The sequence below is a fragment of the Rheinheimera sp. WS51 genome (assembly GCF_050936095.1).
Taxonomy (GTDB): Bacteria; Pseudomonadota; Gammaproteobacteria; order Enterobacterales; family Alteromonadaceae; genus Alishewanella.
Genome location: NZ_JBOTRC010000013.1, coordinates 1 through 22,305 on the forward strand (window position 1 = coordinate 1; position 22,305 = coordinate 22,305).

The window sequence follows — 22,305 nt, forward strand, 5'->3', positions numbered from 1 at the left end:
TCAAATCCTAAAGATCATACGTATGAGCCAGTCATAGGTGTAGCCTACATCTTTAAAATCAGAATATTTAAAAAAAGGAGTACGTAAGCGGCCAGCATTAATTTTCATATTGTCGCTTAGCTAGTAGCTAATAAATGCCCACTCAAAACCAACTTCGAAATCTTCTGAGCCTCGGCCAAGTAGCTGAGCGGTAACCGATAATTTATCACCTAAGTCTGACTTAACCTGTAGTGCAATTAAACTTTCATTTTTAAAATCTATCGTATCATCATAACCATAAAGCTGTTCATCACTACCCGTTGTGATACCGGCTTTAACCGATGCAAAACCATTAATTGTCGTGTTTGCCAACACAGCACTAGGCACTAAAACTGCTGCTAATGATAGGGCTAGAATACTTTTTTTCATTGTTACCTCGCTAAGATAAATCTGTTGCGGCTATTTTCTAAGTTAGACCGCCATTTGCATCGGCTAGTAGTTACCTAATTAAAGCAGGGTTTTATACTATGTGGATAATTTGTAGTTAAAATTAATTAAAGTACTGAAATAGTTAGTTATCAATAGTGTACAGGACAAGTGTAGAGTTTTTTTATATTTTAGTGTATTTAAACTTTATTATTTATGCCAAAATTATTGGTACTTTATAATAGCCGCCCACAGGCGCCACTTCTCTCTCTAATGGTTGTTCGGTAACAAAGTCAATGCGATTAATACCCGCCAGTAAAGCTTGCAGAGCTATACGTAACTGCCATGTTGCTAATAACTGACCTGGGCAAATATGTTTACCAATACCATAAACTAAATTATTTGCAGCATGGCTTTTGGCATCAAATTTATTATGATTAAAAACGGTTTCATCACGGTTAGCCGATGTCCAATTTAGCTTTATTTTAGCGCCTGCTGGAATTTGCTGGCCGGCTATGTTAACTGGACAGGTTGTGATGCGGCGGTTAGAGACAAAAGGATTGTCTAAACGTAATATTTCATTAATAAACGCTTCTACCTCTGCATCTTTTGCGGTAACTAATTGTTTTATACACTCTGGATGCTGAGCTATATAAGCTACAATAACACCCACACAAAGTGCGATAGAGCCCAGATCGCCGCCAGTCCAATTACGTAAAATAGACACTAATTCAGCTTCAGTCAGCAGCCTGCCATCGACTGTTTCTTGGCAAAGCCGACTGGTGACATCATTTAGTTCAATATCTTGTTGAATGTTACTTTTTGCACGGCGCGGTACAATAACTGAGCGGACAATTTCATCAAAATCGGCAGCAACTTCAGCCATGTTATTATAATCACCTGAACGTGTAGCGGCATGATTATCGGCCATCCATTGCAGTAATCTAGGCTCTAACTCAACAGGCCATCCTAACCAAGCGCATTGTGCTCGTACAGCAAAGGTAGCCCCTATATCATGTACCGCATCTATTACTTGGTTTTGAGGTAAGCTTGCTACTAAAGCATTAGCAACTTGCTCAAACACGGCAACAAAAGGTGTGAGTGCTGTTTTAGTTAGGTACTTGTCTATAACCTGTCGGTATTTTGTATGCTGCTCACCATCTAGACCATTAGGTATTTGTAAATAGCGGGAGACATGGCTAGAAAAACGTTGATGGTCTTTAGCTGCAGCAACAACATCAGCATGCCTAAGTAGCACCCATTCACCTAGCATATTTTTGACAATAGGATATTTAGGTCTTAATTCATCGGTATAAGCGCGCAAATCGCGTCCGACAATAGATAAGTCATCCGGCATATGATCAGTCATATTAGCTCCGTTGCATTAACAATGTGTATTAATAAGAGAGTACCGCTAAACGTTTGCCTTAATTGATATATGTCGTAAATTACATCATCAACTAACCAGTTGCTATACCTCTGAATTGTTAACTTGAACTACTTCTCTTTCACTCTTTTCGACTATAAACCGAATAATAATTCAATATTAACTCAATAATAAACCCTAATTAAAGCTCTCAATTTAATAACTAAATTTGGTGAAATTCACAAAATTCATTATACTGTACAAATATACATGTTAGAGGTATTTATGTCCGCTATATTTATGGCTAATGCAGACAGCCAAAGCAAATTAACCATCCCTTTTTTTAGCAGTAAAATTCAAGCAGGCTTCCCCTCGCCGGCTCAGGACTATATTGAACGTACCTTAGATTTAAATGAACTATGCATTCGCCATCCTAATGCGACTTTTTTTGTTCGTGTTGAGGGTGACTCAATGATAGAGGCCGGTATTGTTGAAGATGATGTATTAGTGGTTGATCGTGCATTAAAAGCCCAGCATGGCGATATTATTGTGGCCGCAGTTAGCGGTGAATTCACAGTAAAACAGCTTAGCACTAAACCCAGGTTACAGCTTATAGCCAGAAATAAAAACTATCCACCTATTTGTTTTAATGAAGAGGATGAACTAAATATTTTTGGCGTTGTAACCAACGTGATCAGGCAAATAAAACGATAATAAAAAAGACATGACCCCAGCTATTTTTGCTTTAGTCGACTGTAATAACTTTTATGCTAGCTGTGAAAAGTTGTTCCGACCCGACTTAGCTAACACACCTGTTGTTGTACTATCAAATAACGATGGCTGCATTGTTGCGCGTTCAAAAGAAGCAAAACAATTAGGCATTAAAATGGGTGTGCCATTATTTCAGGCTCAAGCAAAAATGCGCCAGCATGGTGTTGTCGCGTTTTCTTCTAATTATGCCTTGTATGCCGATATCTCACAGCGAGTAATGAATACCCTAGAAAGCTTAGCGCCAGCTGTTGAAGTGTATTCTATTGATGAAGCTTTTTTAGATTTAACCGGCATTGAGTCATTACAGAGCTTAAATGACTTTGGCCTTATGTTGCGTGAGAACATACAAAACTGGATTGGCATTAGCGTTTGCGTTGGCATAGCGCCAACTAAAACCTTAGCTAAACTGGCCAATTATGCTGCTAAAAAGTGGCCCAAAACACAAGGTGTTGTCGACTTAACCGACAAGCTTAGGCAGCGTAAGCTCCTTGCTTTAGTACCCGTAAATGAAGTTTGGGGTATTGGCCGCAAGTTAAGTTCACGCTTAGCGCAGTTAGGCATTACTAGCGCGCTACAACTGGCGGATGCTGATCCAAACTTTATTCGTCAGCATTTCTCTATAGTCGTTGAGCGCACAGTACGTGAACTTAATGGCGAGTCTTGCATTCAATTAGAGCAGGTTATTCCCAGCAAACAACAAATTATAAGTAGTCGCTCTTTTGGTAAACGCATCACTGAAAAAGAGCATATGCAGCAAGCCATTAGTGAATATGTCAATATCGCCTGTAAAAAGCTAAGACAACAACAGCAGCAAGCTAAATTTTTAACGGTTTTTATTCGTACAAGCGCCTTTAATCCAGCCAACAATATATTAAGTAATAGCAAAAGCATGGCGTTAGAAATGCCAAGCAGTGACACGCGAGTTTTTTTAAATGCAGCTATGCAATTATTAGAGAGCTTATGGTTAGCTAATTTTAGCTATGCCAAAGCAGGCGTTATGCTGTCAGATTTTTATAAGCCAAATCAGTGTCAGCTTGGCTTATTTGACCAAAAAGCCGAGCAACGCTTAGCCGGAGATAAATTAATGCAGTTGATTGATAGCTTAAACAATAAAAAAGATAAAACCATCTGGTTTGCCAGCCAAGGCACTAAACAAGACTGGAGCATGAAGCGTGGCTACTTATCGCCCGCCTATACAACAAGCTGGCTAGAATTACCAAAAGTTAAATAGCTTAAATATCATAACTAAAAATAAGCCTGCGACTATGCAACTAAGGCCTTATCAAAGTTATATCGACGATTTCAGTTTTACTTCGCTAACATGCAAAACATGCTTAATACGTTTTAACTCTGCACTATAAAAATACTCATAATGGGCAGCCTGAATAACCGGCTGTAAAGCTGAAGGCCTAAATACGGCTATACATAACCCACCTTGGTAGCGCACACTGTTATATAACAAACCATAAGCATTTTCTTGTCTAGGTTGCTTCGCAAAATTTTGGCTAAGTAGATAACTATCAGGATCATGCAAGGGCTGATATTGCTTAGCGGTAATATCAAGCATTGGCTGAATAACAGCGCCTACATATTCACGCATATAAATACGCGTATCAGGCTCATTAGTGGCTTGGTAAAACTTCGCTCTATGATAGGCCGTCTCGGCAATAGCGGTTTTACTATTATTAGCCGCATAATAAACACCAAAACTGCCATCAGTAAAACGACTAGCATGCCCAACATGGGTAAAGGCAGCCATTATTGGCGTAGTACCACAACCAGAAATACGATCTTCCGGTTTAACTAAGGCTAAGTCTCCTACTTGATCACGAAGCCGATCATTAGTTAAAGATTCAATATAAAATGCGGCTTCATACTCGGCGGGATCAAGCACACGTTCAAAAAGATCAATCGGTGGGAATAAGCTTGGTATAATACGTCTGGCTTGCCAAGGTAAACGTGTTTCACTGGGTTTATCCACGTTGAGCATCCAAATAACGTCTTACTCTGGCTAAATCGACAATACTGCCGGCTAACATAACCTCTAATGCCGATTGGCCATTAAACGCCGCATTGGGCTTTTTCACCCATTCATTGGCTTGATTAACATTAGGAAATAAAATTTTTAGTGACTTATAAATACCGGCTATATAAGAAATGCGCTCTAAGGTATCTTTAGATAAACTACTAACTTTACCAGCCCGCCAGTTAAAAAAGGTACTGCGGCTTGGCTCGCCTAATAAAGTTCGCATTGCCTTCTCAGGTAATTGCCATTCTGCACCGGTAATATTCATAAACATTTTAATGGCTACAGGCGCTATATTGGGCTTTTGTTGCGTCTTGATTAACGTATCCATATTGCCTCCTGATTTATGTTTAAATATAAACTAAAACTAACAATAAGTACAATTTAATACATAAATAAAACAACTAAGTTAGCCCAAATCAGTATAAAGATCATGGTTAACTTAATGGCTAGCTTGATGGTAAAGTACGGTTATATTCAACTAAATAGTGAGTACTATGATGTCTGCGGATACTCGCCAACTAAATGCAATGCAAAAATTACCCGAAACTGGCGATGATATTTGGTTATTCGGTTATGGCTCGTTAATTTATAAAGTTGATTTTCCGTACCTAGAGCGACGGCCAGCTAAGATATTCAATTGGCAACGCCGGTTTTGGCAAGGCTCACACGATCATCGCGGTACACCAGAAGCCCCCGGCCGAGTAGCAACACTAATAGAAACTCCAGGTGCCAGTTGCGAAGGAATGGCCTATAGAGTTAGCCCAAGCGTTTTCACTCAATTAGATTACCGTGAGAAAAATGGCTACTTACGGGTTAATACCGAATTGCATTTTGCTGATAATCAAGTAAGCACAGGTTTAACCTATATTGCCACTGCAGATAACAGCGCTTACTTAGGCCCAGCATCAGAGCAGGATATTGCTAAGCATATCGCCCGCTCTAAAGGAGCCAGTGGTGAAAACAGTGAGTATTTATTGCAGTTAGCCCAATCACTGCGGCAATTAAAAATTGAAGATCCGCACGTATTTGCTATTGAAAACTGGCTAACAAAACTAACAACTCAACATTCAACACTTAGTACATAGCACTATTACTTAGTATCAGACATCTTTTTAGCTGCCGCTGTGCTTGGCTGATATAACCAAAACCACCAAACAATTAAGCAAATCAATGCCAAACCCAGTAAATTTATTAGCCACATAGCTTATTCACCCTTATTTATAGACACTATTTAGCCGCTGTTAGCATTAACTGTATTAGGTGCTAGGCCAGTAATATTGCAAACTGAATTTATATTCAGACTAAGTCAGGCAGGAATAAAGCAACGTAGTAATATAAATATCCAACGTTGCTTTAAGTTTTTATATTCAGCTAATATTAAACCTCAAAATCACGGAAAATTAATTGGAAATAACTCTGTGCTCTTTGGGCTATCATTTTTAAACATATATAGAGTTTCTCCGCTTTGATCGTAAAAGACATATTCCGAAGGATATTCTACCTTGTTTACTTCAGCACTACCTTGGCCGCGCCAACCATATTCATCCATAAGGGTTAAATCATTTTTGTAGCGCTGTACGATAAGATCACAGTAAGATTTTATTTTATTACAACTATTATTAGATTTTGGATGCAGTATCAGCACAAATTGCTGCTTAACATCATTCACAGCAATACCTTTAATTTCATGAGTTTCAGGAATAGATAACAGCTGGGTTTGCTTAATCTCATCATTTGGGCCAGTGTTAAATGTATACACTTCAGCGCAATTGTTAATTATTCCGTAACCATTAAGTAACTTGAATATTTCCCAACAGCTGCTTCCTGCTGTACTAATAGCCTTGTCACTTAATAAGTGTGGTTCTGCATCTGTAAGCTGCCACTGTTGAATCCACCCTGGGCTACTTGTACCGATATTGTAAAACCTGCCGTTACTATTATCGACAATATGGGTTGAGCTAAGTGGAAACACGCTATTTACTAACGCACCTGGCGGCCCAATATTGTAACGATAAGGTAATGAGGCATCGTGGTTATAGGTATAAATGCTGTTGTTGTAAAAAGTGACATTGTTCCATAAATTAGGCAACGTAAAGCTGTTTATCAACGTAAAATTATTGTTATTCCAACCATAAACTTTATGCTCAAACATCATGCCTTGTGCAGTGCTATGCCATTCAGCAAACATTAAATGACTCGCACCAGAATGCATATTATAGGCATCGCCGCTGATGTCTAATTCATTTAAGCGCCCTGAACTTAAATCATAAGCAACAAGAAAAGTCTGTTGTTCACGAACAATGTAACCGACCAAAACATTTTCTTGGCTTAGAAAGTGATTTTGGTTTTGCATAGTAATATCTGGTGGAAGTATTGATGGTAATACATTTAAATCTGGATAATCTTTATAGGCTGATCCAAGTTGATTATAAGTTATTGCAACTTGCTGCTGGCTATTTTTAACCCTGTAGTTACAGCTAGAATCATAACAAAACTGCATTGACACCAAGCCAAAGTGCTGTTTATTTGCAAGTGTTTCTGGTTTAAGAAATTGTAATTTAAGTTCATAATCACTAACACTCCCTGTCGCTCTGCTTAATGACGCATGCTGAAATAGCTGTTCTGAATAATGGGTTAAAGTACTATATAATGGCTCGGTACTAGTGTTGTGAATACTAAATGAAGTGAGTGTTTGCACCCCCTCATTATTGTCAGCTTCATCTGACGAAAAAGATAAAAACTGAGGTACGTTTATAATTTCTGCAGGCGCAAACACTAACGTTACGTTCAAATTTGCGGGAGAACCCGGTAATTGCTGGGTGCAACTGATGTTTAAACAAGCGGTTATTTTGGTTGGTATTTCTAATCGTGTTGGCGCATTTAAGTCTACCATCGAAAACGCGGCTTTTAAAAATACTCGCGCATACACCCGGCCATTTTCAATTAATACATCAGCGCTATTAATAGTGTTGTGCCGCAAATCAAGATGAAAATATAGCGTTTGTGCACTGGCATTACTAGCAGTCACAGTGCCTATCTGCTGCATAACGGTCACCTGCTTTAACATATCACCCGTGACAGTAATAGCTGGCACTGTCAGCGTAAATTTAGGCAGGTTACCAGTTGTTACATCATTTTTATTACTTTCACCACCACAACCTGCCAGAAACAACAACATCAACAAGCATAAAAAACTGTTTTCACGCATAAACATTCCCCGTAACTTAATCAATTAAGTGTTAGTTTTTTCGCATTCGCAAGCGTACAAAACATAGCAGTATAAGTAGCCCATAAACAGATAGCGTGCCCGCATCACTTTTGGGGTTGCTTTTTGGATTGTTTGGGGCTGAAAATTTGCCCATTATCGTAGCCTGTGCAGATAACCCAGCTGGATCTGTTGCAGTAACAGTAAATGAAAAACTTTCAGCTTGTTTAGGCGTGACCACTATAACGCCATCAATTAAGGCAAATATGTCAGGTAAATCATTACTTATATAGACTAAAATATCTAAGTCTGGATCAGTAAAAATATCACTTAACTCAAGCTGATAGCTTTGGTCTATTTCTAATGTTTCGGTATGAATTACTCGGCTTGTGGCTATTGGAGCAGCATTAATGTTGGTGATACTAAGCAACACCTTATAATACGCATTCCACATACCGTCTATGACATCTATTAATAAACTACCCCTGGGATTAAAGCGGGCAATTTTTTTTTCAGTATCTACCTTAAATACAGTACTGCTAATAGGAATGAGAATATTATTCGATACCGAAGAATGTTCACTCTGCCAAGACACTCGTAATGAAATATTATCGACGTTAATATCACTAAAAAAATCGGCTTTATTTAGCGTAAATTCATCATTTGAAAATAACGCTATTTCTTCTGGTAATAGCAACACTTTATGCTCAGGAAGCGGCAGTTCAAGTACAGTTAAGCTAAACCTTGTTGCAGTTACAATACGATTTCCGCCAGCAACAGCCATTAATTCACCTGTAGGGCCATTGGCAACAGATCCCTGATACTCAAATTTCACACTAATATCTTGTTCAGGCTGATGACTTAAAAAAGTCATATTATTTAAAGATATACATAACGCTTTATTTATCACATAAAATAAACAGCCTGCATTGTTAAAACTCGCCTGACTACTTCGTTGCTCTAATTCTTTAGGCAAACCATTATCAGCTAAGCTTAACTGCCAAAACTGCTCATAAGACACTCCATTATCAATGCCAGAAGTTTTAAATTGAACCCTATCTGAACCTGGCCAGTAACTCATTTCAGAAAAACGTGTATCGGTATAAAATTCAGTATGTAATTCATAAGCTTGGGTTAACGAATAAAGCCTCATCGTAGAATTATTTTTTATTATGATATGCCTGTTTGCAATGGTTAACTCACCTTTTTCAATAGGCTTATAACGACAATTCTCTGCCCGTAGTTGCTTAGCTTGCTGACATAACAACAATACGTCATTGTCACCCCCACCTTTAATTAGCCGGCCTACTAATAGATCTAATTCATTAATGTAATGCCATTTGGCTGCGTCACTCAGAATATAACCAAGGTCTGTAGGTGCGACGACGCTTATATAACTTACATTACCATTTGCTTGATAATGGGCGATATCAATAGTTTCAATATTTTCTGTACCATTGGTATTTATTCCCGCTACCCAAAAATCTTGTCCTAAAGCAGTAAAATAGATGGGTTTTGTACTACTGTCAGGTTTAACCTCGTTAAATTGTAACCAAGATTCTGGAAAGTTGGTGTCAGGGTTAATTCGCCAAACTTCAACTTCTCCACTTTCAGCTCTTGTTTTTAAAACAAAAGAATTAGGCGTTAAATTAAAAGCTATTTGCTCTTCAAATGGTGATGGGATTTCCGCAATTATTTCTAATGCAGTCGCAGGCAGGCTGAACAAAATCAAGAATACTAGCGCCGTAAAACGCATAGTTAATATCCTTATTCAAAATGAGCTGTACTTAATTTCGTTGCTTATATTAACCAATAAATATTAATTTTGTTACATATTTAATTTGTTTAAAAACATCATCTTATAAAATAGTAATCAATCATATTTGTTATAGAGTAAAATATAGCCAAATTACTTTTTACGCCGAAACGGTAAACTGAGCAAGTAGCTTAAGCCACTATTTTGCTCAGGCTTCGGGTATTGCACTAAGCCGATATCTAATTCTTGATCGGTTTTAGTCGCGGTTTTGCGATAACTACCAAATAGCTTATTCCAAAGCGTTAAATTGAAGCTGTAATTACTATTGGTTTCTTCTTGCCGTTGGCTGTGGTGGATGCGGTGCATCTGCTGGATAACAATTAGTTGCCTAAAAGGCCATTCTATTTTAGCCGGTAAACGGATATTTTGGCAAAGTTCACACGATCATCTCAGTACACCAGAAGCACCGGGCCGAGTAGCAACTTTAGTTGAAATGCCAGGCGCCAGTTGCGAAGGAATGGCCTATAGAGTTAGCCCTAGTGTTTTCACTCAATTAGATTACCGTGAGAAAAATGGCTACTTACGAGTTAATACCGAATTGCATTTTGCTGATAATCAAGTAAGCACAGGTTTAACCTATATTGCCACTGCAGATAACAGCGCTTACTTAGGCCCAGCATCAGAGCAGGATATTGCTAAACATATCGCCCGCTCTAAAGGAGCCAGTGGTGAAAACAGTGAGTATTTATTGCAGTTAGCCCAATCACTACGACAATTAAAAATTGATGATCCGCACGTATTTGCTATTGAAAACTGGCTAACAAAACTAACAACTCAACATTCAACACTTAGCACTTAACACTTAACACTTAACACTTAACATTTAACACTAAGCATTCAACACTTAGTACATAGCACTATTACTTAGTATCAGACATCTTTTTAGCTGCTGCTGTGCTTGGCTGGTATAACCAAAACCACCAAACAATTAAGCCAATCAGTGCCAAACCCAGTAAATTAATTAACCACATAGTTTATTTATCCTTATTTATAGACACTATTTAGCCGCTGTTAGCATTAACTGTATTAGGTGCGAGGCCAGTATTAACAAAGCGAACAACTGGCATTAATGCTGTTTTGGCTTAAATAAACGTAGCCGATTAGCGTTGGTTACCACTGTTACTGACGATAACGCCATAGCTGCACCTGCAACCACAGGGTTAAGCAAAATGCCCCAAAACGGATATAAAATACCTGCCGCTATTGGAATACCCGCTACGTTATAAATAAAGGCACCAAATAAGTTCTGTTTAATATTAGTTAAAGTGGCCTTACTAATGGCAATGGCATCGGCCAAACCATGCAGTGAGCCGCGCATTAAGGTAATGTCTGCGCTTTCTATCGCCACATCAGTACCCGTGCCAATGGCAAAACCAACGTTAGATAAGGCTAAAGCCGGTGCGTCGTTAATGCCATCACCTGTCATACCAACAATATAGCCCTGTTGCTGTAACTCTTTCACTTTATCAGACTTATGCTTAGGTAATACTTCGGCAAAATACTCAGTGATGCCCACAGCTTTAGCCACAGCAGCAGCGGTAGCTTTGTTGTCGCCCGTTAGCATCATCACTTTAATACCATTATGCTGTAAGCGTTTAATGGCAGCGATAGAGTCTTCTTTAATCGGATCTGACACTGCTAATATTGCAGCAAATTTGCCCGCTACCGCAAAATACATCGGTGTTTTTGCTTGCTCGGCTAAAGCTTGAGCAGACTCAATAAAGGCACTGATATCAATATTATGCTTACGCATTAGCTTTTCATTACCAAATAATAAACTTTTGCCAGCTAAGTTAGCACTGACACCATGGCCGGCTATGGCATTAAAGTCTGTTACCTTATCTAAGCTAATATCTTGCTGTTTGGCCGCCTCTAAAATAGCTTGAGCTAACGGGTGCTCTGAGCCTGACTCTAAGCTTGCCGCTAACTGCAATACTTGGGCTTGCTCAAAGCCCTCAGCTAATTTGATATCGGTTAATTTAGGGCTGCCTTGGGTAATAGTGCCGGTTTTATCTAGCAACATAACCTGTACTTTAGACGCCGTTTGTAAAGCTTCACCATTACGGATCAAAACGCCCGCTTCTGCGGCTTTGCCTACCCCTACCATCACTGACATAGGCGTTGCCAACCCTAAAGCACAAGGGCAAGCAATAATCAGCACTGTGGTGGCGGTAATCACAGCTAAACTGGGCTCGGTGCCAAAATTTAACCAAGCCAGTGCGGTTAAAACGGCAATAATCATAACGGCTGGCACAAAATAAGCAGAAATAACATCGGCTAAGCGGCCAATAGCCGGTTTGGCGTTTTGTGCCTGCTTTACCATTTGAATAATTTGCGCCAGCGCCGTGTCTTTGCCTACTCGGGTCGCTTTAAATAAAATAGTACCAGTTTTATTTAACGTACCTGCAGAAACCGTATCTTTAGCCTGTTTATCTACCGGCATCGGCTCGCCCGTTAGCATAGATTCATCTATTGCTGTTCGGCCTTCAATCACGACACCATCAACCGGTATTTTCTCACCTGGGCGCACTTTAACAATGTCATTTAAAATAACTTGATCAATGTTAATGCTACGCTCTTGCTCATTACGTATAACTAAAGCAGTTTTGGTTTGTAGACCAATTAAACGGGCAATAGCGGCCGAGGTTTGCCCCCTCGCTTTAAGCTCTAGCGCTAAGCCTAAATTCACTAAACCGATAATCATAGCGGTGGCTTCAAAGTAAATATGCCGCGTCATCTCGGGCATTACCTCAGGCACTAACACGACTACCATTGAATACAGCCAAGCCGTGCCTGTACCTAAGGCGATTAAGGTATCCATATTGGCAGAATGATTTTTTATACTCTGCCAAGCACCTACATAGAAATGACGACCTGGAAATACCATTAATAAAAAGGTTAATAAACCAACCGCTAACCATGACCAGCGCTCTATAGTGGTATCAGCCGTCATATCATTGGTTATTAGACCATATAACATCAGCGGCACACCTAAGGCTAAAGCTAACCAAGTATCGCGCATCAATAACTTATATTTAGCCGCATCCGCTTGCTGCCTTTCTTCTAGCAATAACTCTTCTTGGTCGGTATCGGGTAACTTAGCTTGATAGCCTGCTTGTTCTATAGCCTTAATTAGTGCTGTCGCCTTAGCATTACCGCTAACTAGCACAGAACGATCGGCAAAATTCATTTCTGCTTTATCTACACCTGCTACCGCATGTAAGGCTTTTTCCACTTTAGCTACGCAACTGGCACAGCTGGTGCCTTCTACTAACAACATGATGGGCTGTTTAGATTTAGCTGCTTCAGATAAGGCCATTTTGACTCCTAAGCAAATTCAGAAATTAGTCAGAGACCAAGCTAAATTAGTACTTGCTAATTTAAATTGGTGATTTAAAGGCTACAATAAGAGATAAAGTTAGCTGTGCTACCTAACTGTGGTGCTAATACTAGCATAGTGTAATAACATTCTCACAAATAGCCTCTTACAAACAAAATTTAAGCTAAAGCATTGAATAAAAATATAATTAATAATAACGCTTTAAAAGCTAAGTTAATAAACTAAGCTACAACAGTCAGCGTCGCCTTTTACTTTGCTATAACACGAAATTTCTGGCACTTTATACTTAAATCAGAACAAGCGTAAGGCAGTTAAATGTTGTGGGAAGGAATTAGCGAGTTTGTTGCTGTAGCTGAAAAAAATAGCTTTACTCAAGCCTCGCAACAACTTGGCATTTCAACGGCTCAAGTTAGCCGACAAATCACGGCTTTAGAAAAACGCTTAAACACTAAGTTGTTTTACCGTACAACGCGTAAAGTGTCGCTAACAGAAGAAGGCCAAATATTTTATCAGCATTGTCGTGGTGTATTAGACGGCTTAGAGGCTGCAGAACGCGCCATTACTAATTTACAGGCTAAACCGCAAGGCACAATAAAACTAACGGCGCCTGTTACCTATGGCGAGCAGCAAATTTTACCGCTAATAAATAATTTTATTCAGCTCTACCCCGAGGTTGAAGTAACCGCTTTCTTAACCAACCAAAAAATGGATTTAGTTGAAAACGGTTTTGATTTAGCTATTCGCATAGGTAATTTGGCCGACTCCACTCTTATTGCTAAAAAACTTAGCCAACGCAGTAACTATGTCTGCGCAGCGCCTAGCTATATTAAAAAACACGGTATGCCACACAGCTTATCAGAGCTTGAATACCATAGTTGCTTAATGGGCACTAATGACTATTGGCGCTTTATTGATAGTGGCAAAGAGCGCAACATTCGCCTTAGCGGCCGCTTACGTTATAACAGCGGTGTTGCCTTAGCCGACGCAGCCTTAAAGGGCCTAGGTATAGTGCAATTGCCCAATTATTATTTGCAAGATCATATAGACAGCGGCCAACTTATTACTTTATTAGATAACTATAAAATACCCAATGAAACCATTTGGGCTTTATACCCACATAACCGCCAGCTTTCAGCCAAAATTCGTTTATTAATTGATTATTTAGCCAAAGAGTTAACAGAATAAGCGGTTAAATAAACCTTTATAATTGGCTACCTCATTATAGGTAGCTTATAAGCACTCCTTTTTGGCAATTTAAACTTCATAATGACTAAGCTACACTCAATACATAACGCCGAGCTACCGGCTCTACCCCTGCAAAGCATTAATTGTAGGCATGAACGGCAAGCCGTGGCAATAATGCCACCGGGTGCTGCTGGAAACGGCCTCACCTCCCCGATTTGGAAAGGTGTATTCAATGTTAGTAGACGCATTCTCGCGCCGCTTTACCTATTTGCGGCTCTCTATTACCGAAAGTTGTAACTTTCGCTGTACCTACTGCCTACCCGATGGCAATGACTGTAATTCACGCTCAGGTGAAATAACCTTACCCGAAATTAAACGCTTAGTGACGGCCTTTGCTAAATTAGGCACTAAAAAAGTCCGGATCACCGGCGGCGAACCTGCTTTACGCAAAGATTTATGTGAAATTATCGCCACTTGTAAAGCGGTACCTGGTATTGAAAAAGTAGCTTTAACTACCAATGGTTATCGTTTAAAACGTGATGCTGAGGCTTTAAAAGCCGCTGGCTTAGACGCTATTAATGTCAGTATTGATAGCTTAGATGCGGCTACTTTTCATTTGGTAACAGGTCAAGATAAACTAGCTGAAATCCTTGAGGGCATAGAGTATGCGCAAGCTGTGGGTATTAAACAAGTAAAAATCAATACGGTTTTGTTACGGCAACACAATGCGTTGGCGCTACCTGACTTTCAGCAGTTTGTAAAAGATCGACCGGTATCACTGCGCTTTATCGAGCTTATGCGCACCAACGACAATACCGCTTTTTATCAAAAGCAGCATTTAAGTGGCAGCAGCATTCAACAAACTTTATTAGAGCAAGGCTGGCAACTACAAGCCAAAGGCATCTCTGATGGCCCAGCATTAGAATATAGCCATGCGGATTATCAAGGTAAAATTGGCTTAATTATGCCTTATAGCAAAGACTTTTGTGCTGATTGCAATCGCTTACGAGTGTCTAGCCAAGCTAAGTTATTTTTATGCTTATTTACCGAGCAGCATCAAAACTTACGCCATTTACTCGCCTCTGACGATCCAGAGCCCGTTATGCAGTTTTTACAAGCCGCTATTTTAACCAAAGCGGAAACCCATTATTTATTAGATGACAACAGCGGCTCAACTCGCCATTTAGCTATGATTGGCGGCTAAAAAATGAGTAAATTTAGTGCCTTAATTTTAGCTGGCGGTAAATCAAGCCGTATGGGCCAAGATAAAGCCTGCTTGCAATTCGCAGGTCAAAGCTTATTGCAACATATGCAGCAATTAGCTACGCAGGCTGGAGCTAGCCAAGTTTTAATTAGCCGCAACCAAAAAGGTTATATTCAAGACTTGCAACCTGAGCAAGGGCCTTTAGCAGGTATTTTAGCAGCACTGCCGCACTGTCAGCATAAGCGGTTATTAGTATTGCCTATAGATACACCTTTACTGAGTACTCAGGCGTTACAACTATTACTGCAACAAAGCGCAGCTGCAGCCTGCTTTAACCAAAGCCCCTTACCCTGTTTGCTAACGATTAACAGCCAATTACAGCACGTTATTAGCCAACAACTAACTAAACAGCAGCGTTCAATTAAGCAGTTATTAAACGCTTTAAATGCTAGTTCAGTCGACATTGATGAAACACAGTTGCTCAATACCAATACCCCTGCAGACTGGCAGGCGTTTTTACAGCAACAAACAACATTAAGCTGTTCTTTGCAGACTGCTCAAAAACAGAGTAAATCTAGCAATTAGCCATCTATTTTGGAGTTAAGATAATGGCCAAAGCCAAATTAAATCAGTTTTACGCCCTTAAGCTTGCCGTGATGACTATATCTGACAGCCGCAGCGCTGAAAGTGACACTAGTGGCGACTTACTTGCTAACCTATGCCAGCAAGCTGGCCACATTGTTGCCGCGCGCGCTATTCATAAAAATAATATTGCGGCTATTACTACCACACTTAATCAGTGGAGCCAAGATGAAAACATTCAAGTTATTTTAATCAACGGTGGCACCGGCTTTGCTGCGGGTAATTGCACTGTTAGCACCGTTAGCGCCTTAATCGACACGCCTATTCCAGGTTTTGGTGAATTATTTCGCCAGCTTTCTTTTGCGGAATTAGGCTCGGCGGCTATGCAGTCTGGTGCCTTAGCGGGCTTTGCTAATCATAGCTTAATTTTTGCTATGCCAGGTTCAGGTGGCGCCTGTCGCTTAGCCATGGAGCAGTTAATTTTACCGCAACTAGATAGCCGCACTGGGCCTTGTAACTTTGTTGCCCACGTTAAAAATAGCCCACTTAATAGCTGTAATGGAGCTTAATATGAAGGATAGTTTTTTTAACCAAGCCGATAGTGATTTACAGCTAACTCATCTGGATAAAGATGGCGCAGCTAGCATGGTGGATGTATCAGATAAAGTTAGCACCAAGCGTGAAGCTAGGGCTGCAGCCACTATTAATACCCAGCCAGAAGTAGTTGCTCTTATTGAACAAGCATTAATTAAAAAAGGGGATGTGTTAGCCACCGCCCGTATTGCCGGTATTATGGCCGCAAAAAAAACCAGTGATTTAATCCCGCTTTGTCATCCGCTGATGTTAAGTAAGGTCAGTATCGACTTTACATTAGATGCAGCTAATGGCCAGATTAAGCTGCAAAGCCTTTGCGTATTAAGTGGCCAAACTGGTGTTGAAATGGAAGCCTTAACCGCGGTATCGGTAGCGGCTTTAACTATTTACGATATGTGCAAAGCCGTTGATAAAGCCATGCAAATAACCGATATTCGTTTAATTGAAAAAACCGGCGGCAAATCAGGCCATTATTTGTTAGAAGATAATTAAGTAACAGATTATAAGTAAAGGAGCACTAGCATGATTAAAATCTTATTTTTTGCCGCCCTGCGCGAGCGCTTACAATGCGCCCAACTAGAATTTAACTTAAGCTCATTAACTAGCAATGCCTCAGCATCGAAAACAGTAACTATTGCCGCTGTATTAGCCCAATTACAAGCTAAAGATAGTCTTTGGCAACACGCATTAAGCCAAGCAGATTTATTATGCGCTTTAAATCAGCAACTGGTGCCTATAAGCACAGAAGTAAAAGCTAATGATGAGCTCGCCTTTTTCCCACCGGTTACTGGCGGCTAACATGACACTATCTATTAGCGTACAACAAGCAGATTTTAATCTGGCTGATGAATATGCCAGCTTAAGCACTAATGCCAGCTGTGGTGCTGTGGTTATATTTACCGGTTTAGTGCGTGAACTTGCCAACAGCACTTTAAAAGCCATGACTTTAGAGCATTATCCTGGCATGACCGAGCGGGCCTTAGAGGATATTGCTAAGCAGGCACAACAACGCTGGCAGCTTGGTGGTGTGCGTATTATTCATCGGGTGGGCACTTTATTGCCTAATGAGCAAATAGTCTTTGTTGGCGTTACTAGCCCACATCGTGTTGCTGCTTTTGAAGCAGCCCAGTTTATAATGGATTACTTAAAAAATACGGCGCCATTTTGGAAAAAAGAGCACACTACCGAACAAGAATACTGGGTAGCTGCTAAAGCCAGTGATCAAGCTGCCATTAAACGCTGGTAGCTTGTACTAGTAGCTGTACTAGTAGTTGTGATAGTAGTAAATACAGTAACCGCAAGGGATGGGTAAATATGGAACTCAGCTTAAGTAAGTTAACCGCAGCCGATTGGCAGGCTATTTGGCTAACCATTAAGTTATGTAGTTATACCACCTTAATTTTATTAGTTATCGCCACCCCTATCGCCTCTTGGTTGGCTTCCGGCCATAGTAAGTTGCGTATAGCAGTACAAGCTATTGTTGCCCTTCCCTTAGTATTACCCCCTACTGTATTAGGCTTTTATATGCTAATGCTACTTGGTCCGCATGGTGCTGTTGGCGGCACCTTACAAAGTTTAGGTTTAAGCCATTTAGCCTTTAGTTTTACCGGTATTTTAATTGCTTCGGTTGTTTACTCTTTACCCTTTGCTGTGCAACCTTTATTGCAGGCGTTTCGGGATATGGGCCGCCGGCCGCTTGAAGTTGCGGCCAGTTTAGGCGCTAATAAACTCGATCGGTTTTTCACTATTACCTTACCGCTTTGTCGCGGCGGCTTTATTGTCGCCACTACACTTAGTTTTGCTCATACTTTAGGTGAGTTTGGCGTTATTTTAATGCTGGGGGGCAGTATTCCTGGCGAAACCCGAGTGTTATCAGTGTTAATTTATGATTATGCCGAAGCAATGGATTATGCCGCTGCCCATACCTTGTCGTTAGGTATGTTGATCGCCGCTTTTATAGTGTTATCGCTGGTGTATACTGCTCAGCGCCGCTTTTCATTGGTAAGATTATGATTAATTTAAATTTTAGCTTGCCGCGGCGGCATTTTATGCTGCAAGTTAATTGCCAACTTCCCAGCACAGGCGTAACCGCTATTTTTGGTCGTTCAGGTTGTGGTAAAACCAGCTTACTGCGTGCTATTGCCGGCTTAGAGCCAAACAGCCAAGGCCAGATTAGTTTTCAACAGCAAAACTGGCTGCAGGGTAAAACCTCAGTGTCTATTCATAAACGCCGTCTTGGCATGGTATTTCAAGAAGCCAGTTTATTGGCCCATTTATCGGTAAGAGATAACTTATTATACGGTTATAAACGAACAGCTAAAGCCCAACAAAAGTTGCAGCCAGAGCAGGTAATAAATATGCTGCAACTTGAGCCTTTACTCGCCCTAGATTTAGCCCAGCTATCCGGCGGCCAGCGCCAACGCATTGCCTTAGGCCGCGCCTTATTAACTAGCCCACAATTACTATTGTTAGACGAGCCTTTAACCGCACTAGACGGCCCTAGCAAACAAGAAATATTGCCTTATTTGCAGCAAGTTGCCCAGCAAAGCAAAATCCCTATGTTATTAGTAAGCCATCAACTCGAAGATATAGTGCAACTAGCCGACTATATAGTGCTAGTTGATCAAGGCCAAGTCATTAGCCAAGGGGAATTACAGCAACAGCTAAACTTAGCTCAGTTTGCAGTCTTTGGTGCTATGTCTGTTTTGCACTGCAAAATGAAGCCTAGCCAAGATCCTAACTTGTTAAGTTTGCAGTTAGGTAAGCAGCAATTACAAGTACCAAAACCATTAAGCCAGCAAGAGCAAACTAGCGCTCAGCTGCCTGAGCAAAATAGCTGCAGGCTGCGCATTCAAGCTAGAGATGTCGCCCTGAGCTTACAACCTTTAGAGCACAGCTCGGTAAATAATCAGCTACAAGCTACTATTACCGGTTTGCGCGATGCCGAGCACCCTGCCGAAGTATTAGTGCAGCTAAAGGTTGAACAACAACCGCTACAAGCCCTAATTACTAAACAATCCGCACAGCGGCTAAAACTTGCTATAAATATGCCGTTATATATACAAATTAAAGCCGTTGCTCTGCACTAAGCACATGTTTAGTGTTTAGTTATTTTAGGTACTGCTCAATACTTTGTTGTAAACTGGCTGCTGATAACTCGCCCATATGGCTATGAACTAAGCGACCATTGGTATCAAAATACAAGGTTACAGGTAAACCAAAAGCGGCCATAGCGGTTGCCATATCGCCTTTATTATCTAACAGCACATGCTTAAAGCTTAAACCATTTTGCTGTAAAAAGTGTTCTACAGTATCGGTTGGCTCGCGCTGGTTAAGTAAAATAAAACTAATATCAGCATAACGCTGTTCAGCTTGTTGCAAAACAGGCATTTCACGCCGGCAAGGTGGACACCAGCTAGCCCATAAGTTGACTACAGTAGGCCGCTGTTGACTAATATCGCTTATCTTTACTTTTTTACCGTCTAGTTGCATAAAACTCGTATCGGGCAGCACAGCTTGCGCCTGACCTGCCGTGATAACTAAAGTAAAAAGCGTAAATAACGCTATCATAGTGATTACGCCAGATAACAAGGCTTTGCGCAGCTGACGCTGCTTTAACTGAATAAATAACACAACTAATGCGCTAAATAAGGCCGCCATATAGTCAATGCCGCGATCGCGTATATCCAGCATTTGCCAAAAGCTGTCATAGCTATCAGCAAACCGCAGCACAAAAACGAAACGTCCCACAACCAAGCCGGTTAGCAATATTATAAATAAAGCATTAGAAGCACTTTCTTTTTGCTGTACTCCTGCTTTTTTTGCAACAAAAGAGGTTACCGTAAAACCAATAATAATGCTGATCAAGGTTAATAAAGGAGATACCGGTAAGGCTAAAGGCCCTAAATTAACGGCTATCATTATTTACCTAACATTTTTTTCAAGGCTTCAGCTCTTGGCATTCCCTGCACAATAACCACTTGACCATTTTCATCTTTATAAAAATTTGTTGGCGTAGCTGAATACCCCAAGTCACGTAATAATGCTGTATTAATATTAACGGCTGGGAAGCCATTTTTAATCGCTTGTTGATCTTGCTTAATACCGCCTTTATCTAACATTGTATGATGCTGCAATAAAGTTTTAACCGGATCAGAAGAACCTAAAATATTAGCCGCTTTTGAAGGGCTATCTTGGCGAATTATTCCTACCATAATATGACGTAATTGAACTTTACCTGCTTCAATGTCATCAGCAACAGCGGCTCTAAACTTATGGCAATAAGGACAGTTAGGATCAGTAAAAGTATAAATAACTCGCGGCGCGGTGTCTTTACCATCAGCGACCCAGTTTGACGACGCTAATAAAGGCCAAATTTTTTCATTGGCAGGGCCGCTGATAAGACGCTGAACTGCATCTGCACCTAAATCTTTTCCTTGGGCATTAATTAGGTTTCCAATAAGCGCATACTTTTTATCTGGCGTTAAATATACTGTTATTGCCCGGCCATTCACCTGAGTTGCGTACCCGGTTAACCCCGCTTCAGTTTCAAACGTATCGACAATTTCAAGACCTTGCTTTTGTATAAACTCAATCACTTCAGGTGTTTTTTCTTCGGCATAAGCAAAATTACTCAATACTGCAGTTAACCCTAATAGCGTTAAATAACAAGAAATCTTCATTCTATTCTCCAAATAAACATAATCATGGCGGTCATTAATCTAATGTTACCTTAATTGACCGTCTTAGTTGACTAATAGAACGCGGATCATCACATTATATTTCAGCTAAGTGTTTATTTATTTTCATTAAAACAGAATAAAGACGGCTGTTTTGCACCTTAAACTAACGCTATACAATCTATTGGGCAAACGACTATACAAGTAGGCTTATCATAAAAGCCCTCACATTCAGTACAAAGCTCAGCAGTCACCTGATAATGCAGTGCCCCCATACTAATAGCCTCATTAGGACACTCAGGGACACACATATCACAATTTATACATGACACTTCTATCAAAGCTGGCAAGGCCTAATACTCCTAAATGGGTTATAGCTGTCTATTTAAACAGATTGGTAGCTGCATGCTTTGATCTTTATCAACAAGAATACAAACCTAGACAAAAATATCCTTATCATTAGATTTAATGCTAAGGTTTTATAGTCAAACTATATTAGCGGTGCTCATCTTCATTTTGTTGCGTTTTGTTATATCAGGCTAGGAGTAAACTAAATTGACCTATTTTAAATACAGCCGAAGCCAACGCAGCATGGCTATAACCTTACTATTAAATGCAGTTGTCGCCTATGCAATGTACTTAGCTGCAGCGCATTACCTTCCTAAGTATGATCAAGCAGCAGCGACTGAAATTATGGCTGTTGCTGATATTGCTATTTGGATTATAGAAGCCATTCTAGTTGGTATTGCGCTTTATTTTTGGTTTAAAAATAAAAGTATAGAGCTTAGTGTCACAGCTAAAGAGCTACATTACTTTGCTCCTACTTTTGCCGATCACGGCTGGACAGTTCCTATTGCAGAAGTTGTGGCACTTGAACAATTTACTGATGTACAGCGCAACTATAGCACGACTCTGATAGCACTAAGCTCAGGCGAACGCAAGCAGCTGATGTACAATAACTTTTCTATTGATAGAAAAGTTTTTTTTGCAGCTTTAAAGCAAGCTAACCCCAAGATCACACTGCCTAAAAATCCATATTATTATGAGGTTAATAGGCCTAAGTGGGCTAAAAAATGGCTGAACCGCAAAAAGTGATCGATGTATATAACGATAGGTACAGATATTAAAG

The 22,305-nt window shown here is 40.2% G+C and carries 25 protein-coding genes and 1 riboswitch; of the genes, 14 read left to right on the forward strand and 11 right to left on the reverse strand.

The window, feature by feature from the left end:
• Positions 1-120: 120 nt before the first annotated feature.
• Together ACRCA4_RS12780 and ACRCA4_RS12785 are read right to left on the reverse strand one after the other, a co-directional pair.
• Positions 121-408: a hypothetical protein gene (locus tag ACRCA4_RS12780; RefSeq protein ID WP_433189219.1), complete on the reverse strand. Its 288-nt coding sequence runs from the start codon at positions 406-408 to the stop codon at positions 121-123.
• Between the two features lie 211 nt (positions 409-619).
• Entirely contained in the window at positions 620-1,774 is a 1,155-nt protein-coding gene (locus ACRCA4_RS12785) for a cytochrome P450 (RefSeq protein ID WP_433189222.1), read from the reverse strand.
• A 282-nt stretch (positions 1,775-2,056) separates the two neighbouring features.
• Between ACRCA4_RS12785 and umuD the strand changes: the two genes are divergently transcribed.
• Together umuD and umuC are read left to right on the forward strand one after the other, a co-directional pair.
• Positions 2,057-2,485 (forward strand): translesion error-prone DNA polymerase V autoproteolytic subunit, encoded by a 429-nt coding sequence (umuD, locus tag ACRCA4_RS12790; protein ID WP_433189225.1) that lies wholly within the window; start codon positions 2,057-2,059, stop codon positions 2,483-2,485.
• 10 nt (positions 2,486-2,495) lie between these two features.
• Positions 2,496-3,773, forward strand: a complete 1,278-nt coding sequence (umuC, locus tag ACRCA4_RS12795; RefSeq protein ID WP_433189228.1) for a translesion error-prone DNA polymerase V subunit UmuC — start codon at positions 2,496-2,498, stop codon at positions 3,771-3,773.
• A 57-nt stretch (positions 3,774-3,830) separates the two neighbouring features.
• On the opposite strand, the gene ACRCA4_RS12800 is transcribed toward umuC, so the two are convergent.
• Both ACRCA4_RS12800 and ACRCA4_RS12805 read right to left on the reverse strand, forming a co-directional pair.
• Positions 3,831-4,523 (reverse strand): RES family NAD+ phosphorylase, encoded by a 693-nt coding sequence (locus tag ACRCA4_RS12800; protein WP_433189231.1) that lies wholly within the window; start codon positions 4,521-4,523, stop codon positions 3,831-3,833.
• Complete coding sequence (locus tag ACRCA4_RS12805) at positions 4,516-4,899, reverse strand: MbcA/ParS/Xre antitoxin family protein (RefSeq protein WP_433189234.1); 384 nt, start codon at positions 4,897-4,899, stop codon at positions 4,516-4,518. The genes ACRCA4_RS12800 and ACRCA4_RS12805 overlap by 8 nt, the downstream gene beginning before the upstream one ends.
• A 166-nt stretch (positions 4,900-5,065) precedes the next feature.
• Here ACRCA4_RS12805 and ACRCA4_RS12810 point away from each other — a divergent pair, with 166 nt between their 5' ends.
• Positions 5,066-5,656: a gamma-glutamylcyclotransferase gene (locus ACRCA4_RS12810; protein ID WP_433189238.1), complete on the forward strand. Its 591-nt coding sequence runs from the start codon at positions 5,066-5,068 to the stop codon at positions 5,654-5,656.
• A gap of 305 nt (positions 5,657-5,961) precedes the next feature.
• On the opposite strand, the gene ACRCA4_RS12815 is transcribed toward ACRCA4_RS12810, so the two are convergent.
• From ACRCA4_RS12815 to ACRCA4_RS12825, 3 genes are all read right to left on the reverse strand, one after another.
• Positions 5,962-7,779: a hypothetical protein gene (locus tag ACRCA4_RS12815; RefSeq protein ID WP_433189241.1), complete on the reverse strand. Its 1,818-nt coding sequence runs from the start codon at positions 7,777-7,779 to the stop codon at positions 5,962-5,964.
• Between the two features lie 31 nt (positions 7,780-7,810).
• Positions 7,811-9,532: an Ig-like domain-containing protein gene (locus tag ACRCA4_RS12820; RefSeq protein ID WP_433189244.1), complete on the reverse strand. Its 1,722-nt coding sequence runs from the start codon at positions 9,530-9,532 to the stop codon at positions 7,811-7,813.
• A gap of 153 nt (positions 9,533-9,685) precedes the next feature.
• The gene (locus tag ACRCA4_RS12825; protein WP_433189247.1) at positions 9,686-9,898 is read right to left on the reverse strand and encodes a sterol desaturase family protein; all 213 of its coding nucleotides are present in this window, start codon (positions 9,896-9,898) and stop codon (positions 9,686-9,688) included.
• On the opposite strand from ACRCA4_RS12825, the gene ACRCA4_RS12830 reads away from it, so the two are divergent.
• Complete coding sequence (locus tag ACRCA4_RS12830; RefSeq protein ID WP_433189250.1) at positions 9,888-10,391, forward strand: gamma-glutamylcyclotransferase; 504 nt, start codon at positions 9,888-9,890, stop codon at positions 10,389-10,391. The two genes, ACRCA4_RS12825 and ACRCA4_RS12830, sit on opposite strands and share 11 nt — an antisense overlap.
• A 267-nt stretch (positions 10,392-10,658) precedes the next feature.
• Here ACRCA4_RS12830 and ACRCA4_RS12835 read toward each other — a convergent pair whose 3' ends face one another.
• Positions 10,659-12,911 (reverse strand): heavy metal translocating P-type ATPase, encoded by a 2,253-nt coding sequence (locus tag ACRCA4_RS12835; protein ID WP_433189253.1) that lies wholly within the window; start codon positions 12,909-12,911, stop codon positions 10,659-10,661.
• A gap of 336 nt (positions 12,912-13,247) precedes the next feature.
• Here ACRCA4_RS12835 and ACRCA4_RS12840 point away from each other — a divergent pair, with 336 nt between their 5' ends.
• The 9 genes from ACRCA4_RS12840 (at position 13,248) to modC (ending at position 19,586) form a co-directional block, all read left to right on the forward strand.
• Positions 13,248-14,117: a LysR substrate-binding domain-containing protein gene (locus ACRCA4_RS12840; protein ID WP_433189256.1), complete on the forward strand. Its 870-nt coding sequence runs from the start codon at positions 13,248-13,250 to the stop codon at positions 14,115-14,117.
• Positions 14,118-14,212: 95 nt separating this feature from the next.
• Positions 14,213-14,358, forward strand: a riboswitch (molybdenum cofactor riboswitch).
• A complete protein-coding gene (moaA, locus tag ACRCA4_RS12845; protein WP_433189259.1) occupies positions 14,350-15,321 on the forward strand; it encodes a GTP 3',8-cyclase MoaA in 972 nt (323 codons plus the stop codon). (Overlaps the previous riboswitch by 9 nt.)
• Positions 15,322-15,324: 3 nt before the next feature.
• Complete coding sequence (mobA, locus tag ACRCA4_RS12850; RefSeq protein WP_433189262.1) at positions 15,325-15,906, forward strand: molybdenum cofactor guanylyltransferase; 582 nt, start codon at positions 15,325-15,327, stop codon at positions 15,904-15,906.
• Between the two features lie 23 nt (positions 15,907-15,929).
• Positions 15,930-16,472 carry a molybdenum cofactor synthesis domain-containing protein gene (locus ACRCA4_RS12855; RefSeq protein WP_433189265.1) on the forward strand — a complete coding sequence of 181 codons (543 nt, stop codon included), beginning with the start codon at positions 15,930-15,932 and terminating at the stop codon, positions 16,470-16,472.
• Position 16,473: 1 nt separating this feature from the next.
• Positions 16,474-16,989, forward strand: coding sequence for a cyclic pyranopterin monophosphate synthase MoaC (gene moaC / locus ACRCA4_RS12860; protein WP_313908689.1), 516 nt, complete (start codon positions 16,474-16,476; stop codon positions 16,987-16,989).
• Positions 16,990-17,019: 30 nt separating this feature from the next.
• Positions 17,020-17,295, forward strand: coding sequence for a MoaD/ThiS family protein (locus ACRCA4_RS12865; protein WP_433189268.1), 276 nt, complete (start codon positions 17,020-17,022; stop codon positions 17,293-17,295).
• A gap of 1 nt (position 17,296) precedes the next feature.
• On the forward strand, positions 17,297-17,743 hold the full coding sequence (gene moaE, locus ACRCA4_RS12870) for a molybdopterin synthase catalytic subunit MoaE (protein ID WP_433189271.1): 447 nt from the start codon (positions 17,297-17,299) through the stop codon (positions 17,741-17,743).
• Positions 17,744-17,811: 68 nt separating this feature from the next.
• Positions 17,812-18,510, forward strand: a complete 699-nt coding sequence (gene modB, locus ACRCA4_RS12875; protein WP_433189274.1) for a molybdate ABC transporter permease subunit — start codon at positions 17,812-17,814, stop codon at positions 18,508-18,510.
• Entirely contained in the window at positions 18,507-19,586 is a 1,080-nt protein-coding gene (gene modC / locus ACRCA4_RS12880) for a molybdenum ABC transporter ATP-binding protein (protein WP_433189277.1), read from the forward strand. The genes modB and modC overlap by 4 nt, the downstream gene beginning before the upstream one ends.
• A gap of 19 nt (positions 19,587-19,605) precedes the next feature.
• Here modC and ACRCA4_RS12885 read toward each other — a convergent pair whose 3' ends face one another.
• The 3 genes from ACRCA4_RS12885 to ACRCA4_RS12895 all read right to left on the reverse strand — a co-directional run bounded on the left by ACRCA4_RS12885 (position 19,606) and on the right by ACRCA4_RS12895 (position 21,508).
• Entirely contained in the window at positions 19,606-20,418 is an 813-nt protein-coding gene (locus tag ACRCA4_RS12885; RefSeq protein ID WP_433189280.1) for a TlpA family protein disulfide reductase, read from the reverse strand.
• Positions 20,418-21,179 carry a thiol:disulfide interchange protein DsbG gene (gene dsbG, locus ACRCA4_RS12890; protein WP_433189282.1) on the reverse strand — a complete coding sequence of 254 codons (762 nt, stop codon included), beginning with the start codon at positions 21,177-21,179 and terminating at the stop codon, positions 20,418-20,420. The genes ACRCA4_RS12885 and dsbG overlap by 1 nt, the downstream gene beginning before the upstream one ends.
• A gap of 158 nt (positions 21,180-21,337) precedes the next feature.
• Positions 21,338-21,508, reverse strand: coding sequence for a 4Fe-4S binding protein (locus ACRCA4_RS12895; RefSeq protein ID WP_433189366.1), 171 nt, complete (start codon positions 21,506-21,508; stop codon positions 21,338-21,340).
• Between the two features lie 223 nt (positions 21,509-21,731).
• On the opposite strand from ACRCA4_RS12895, the gene ACRCA4_RS12900 reads away from it, so the two are divergent.
• Positions 21,732-22,271, forward strand: coding sequence for a hypothetical protein (locus ACRCA4_RS12900; RefSeq protein ID WP_433189285.1), 540 nt, complete (start codon positions 21,732-21,734; stop codon positions 22,269-22,271).
• The last annotated feature ends 34 nt before the right edge of the window (positions 22,272-22,305 follow it).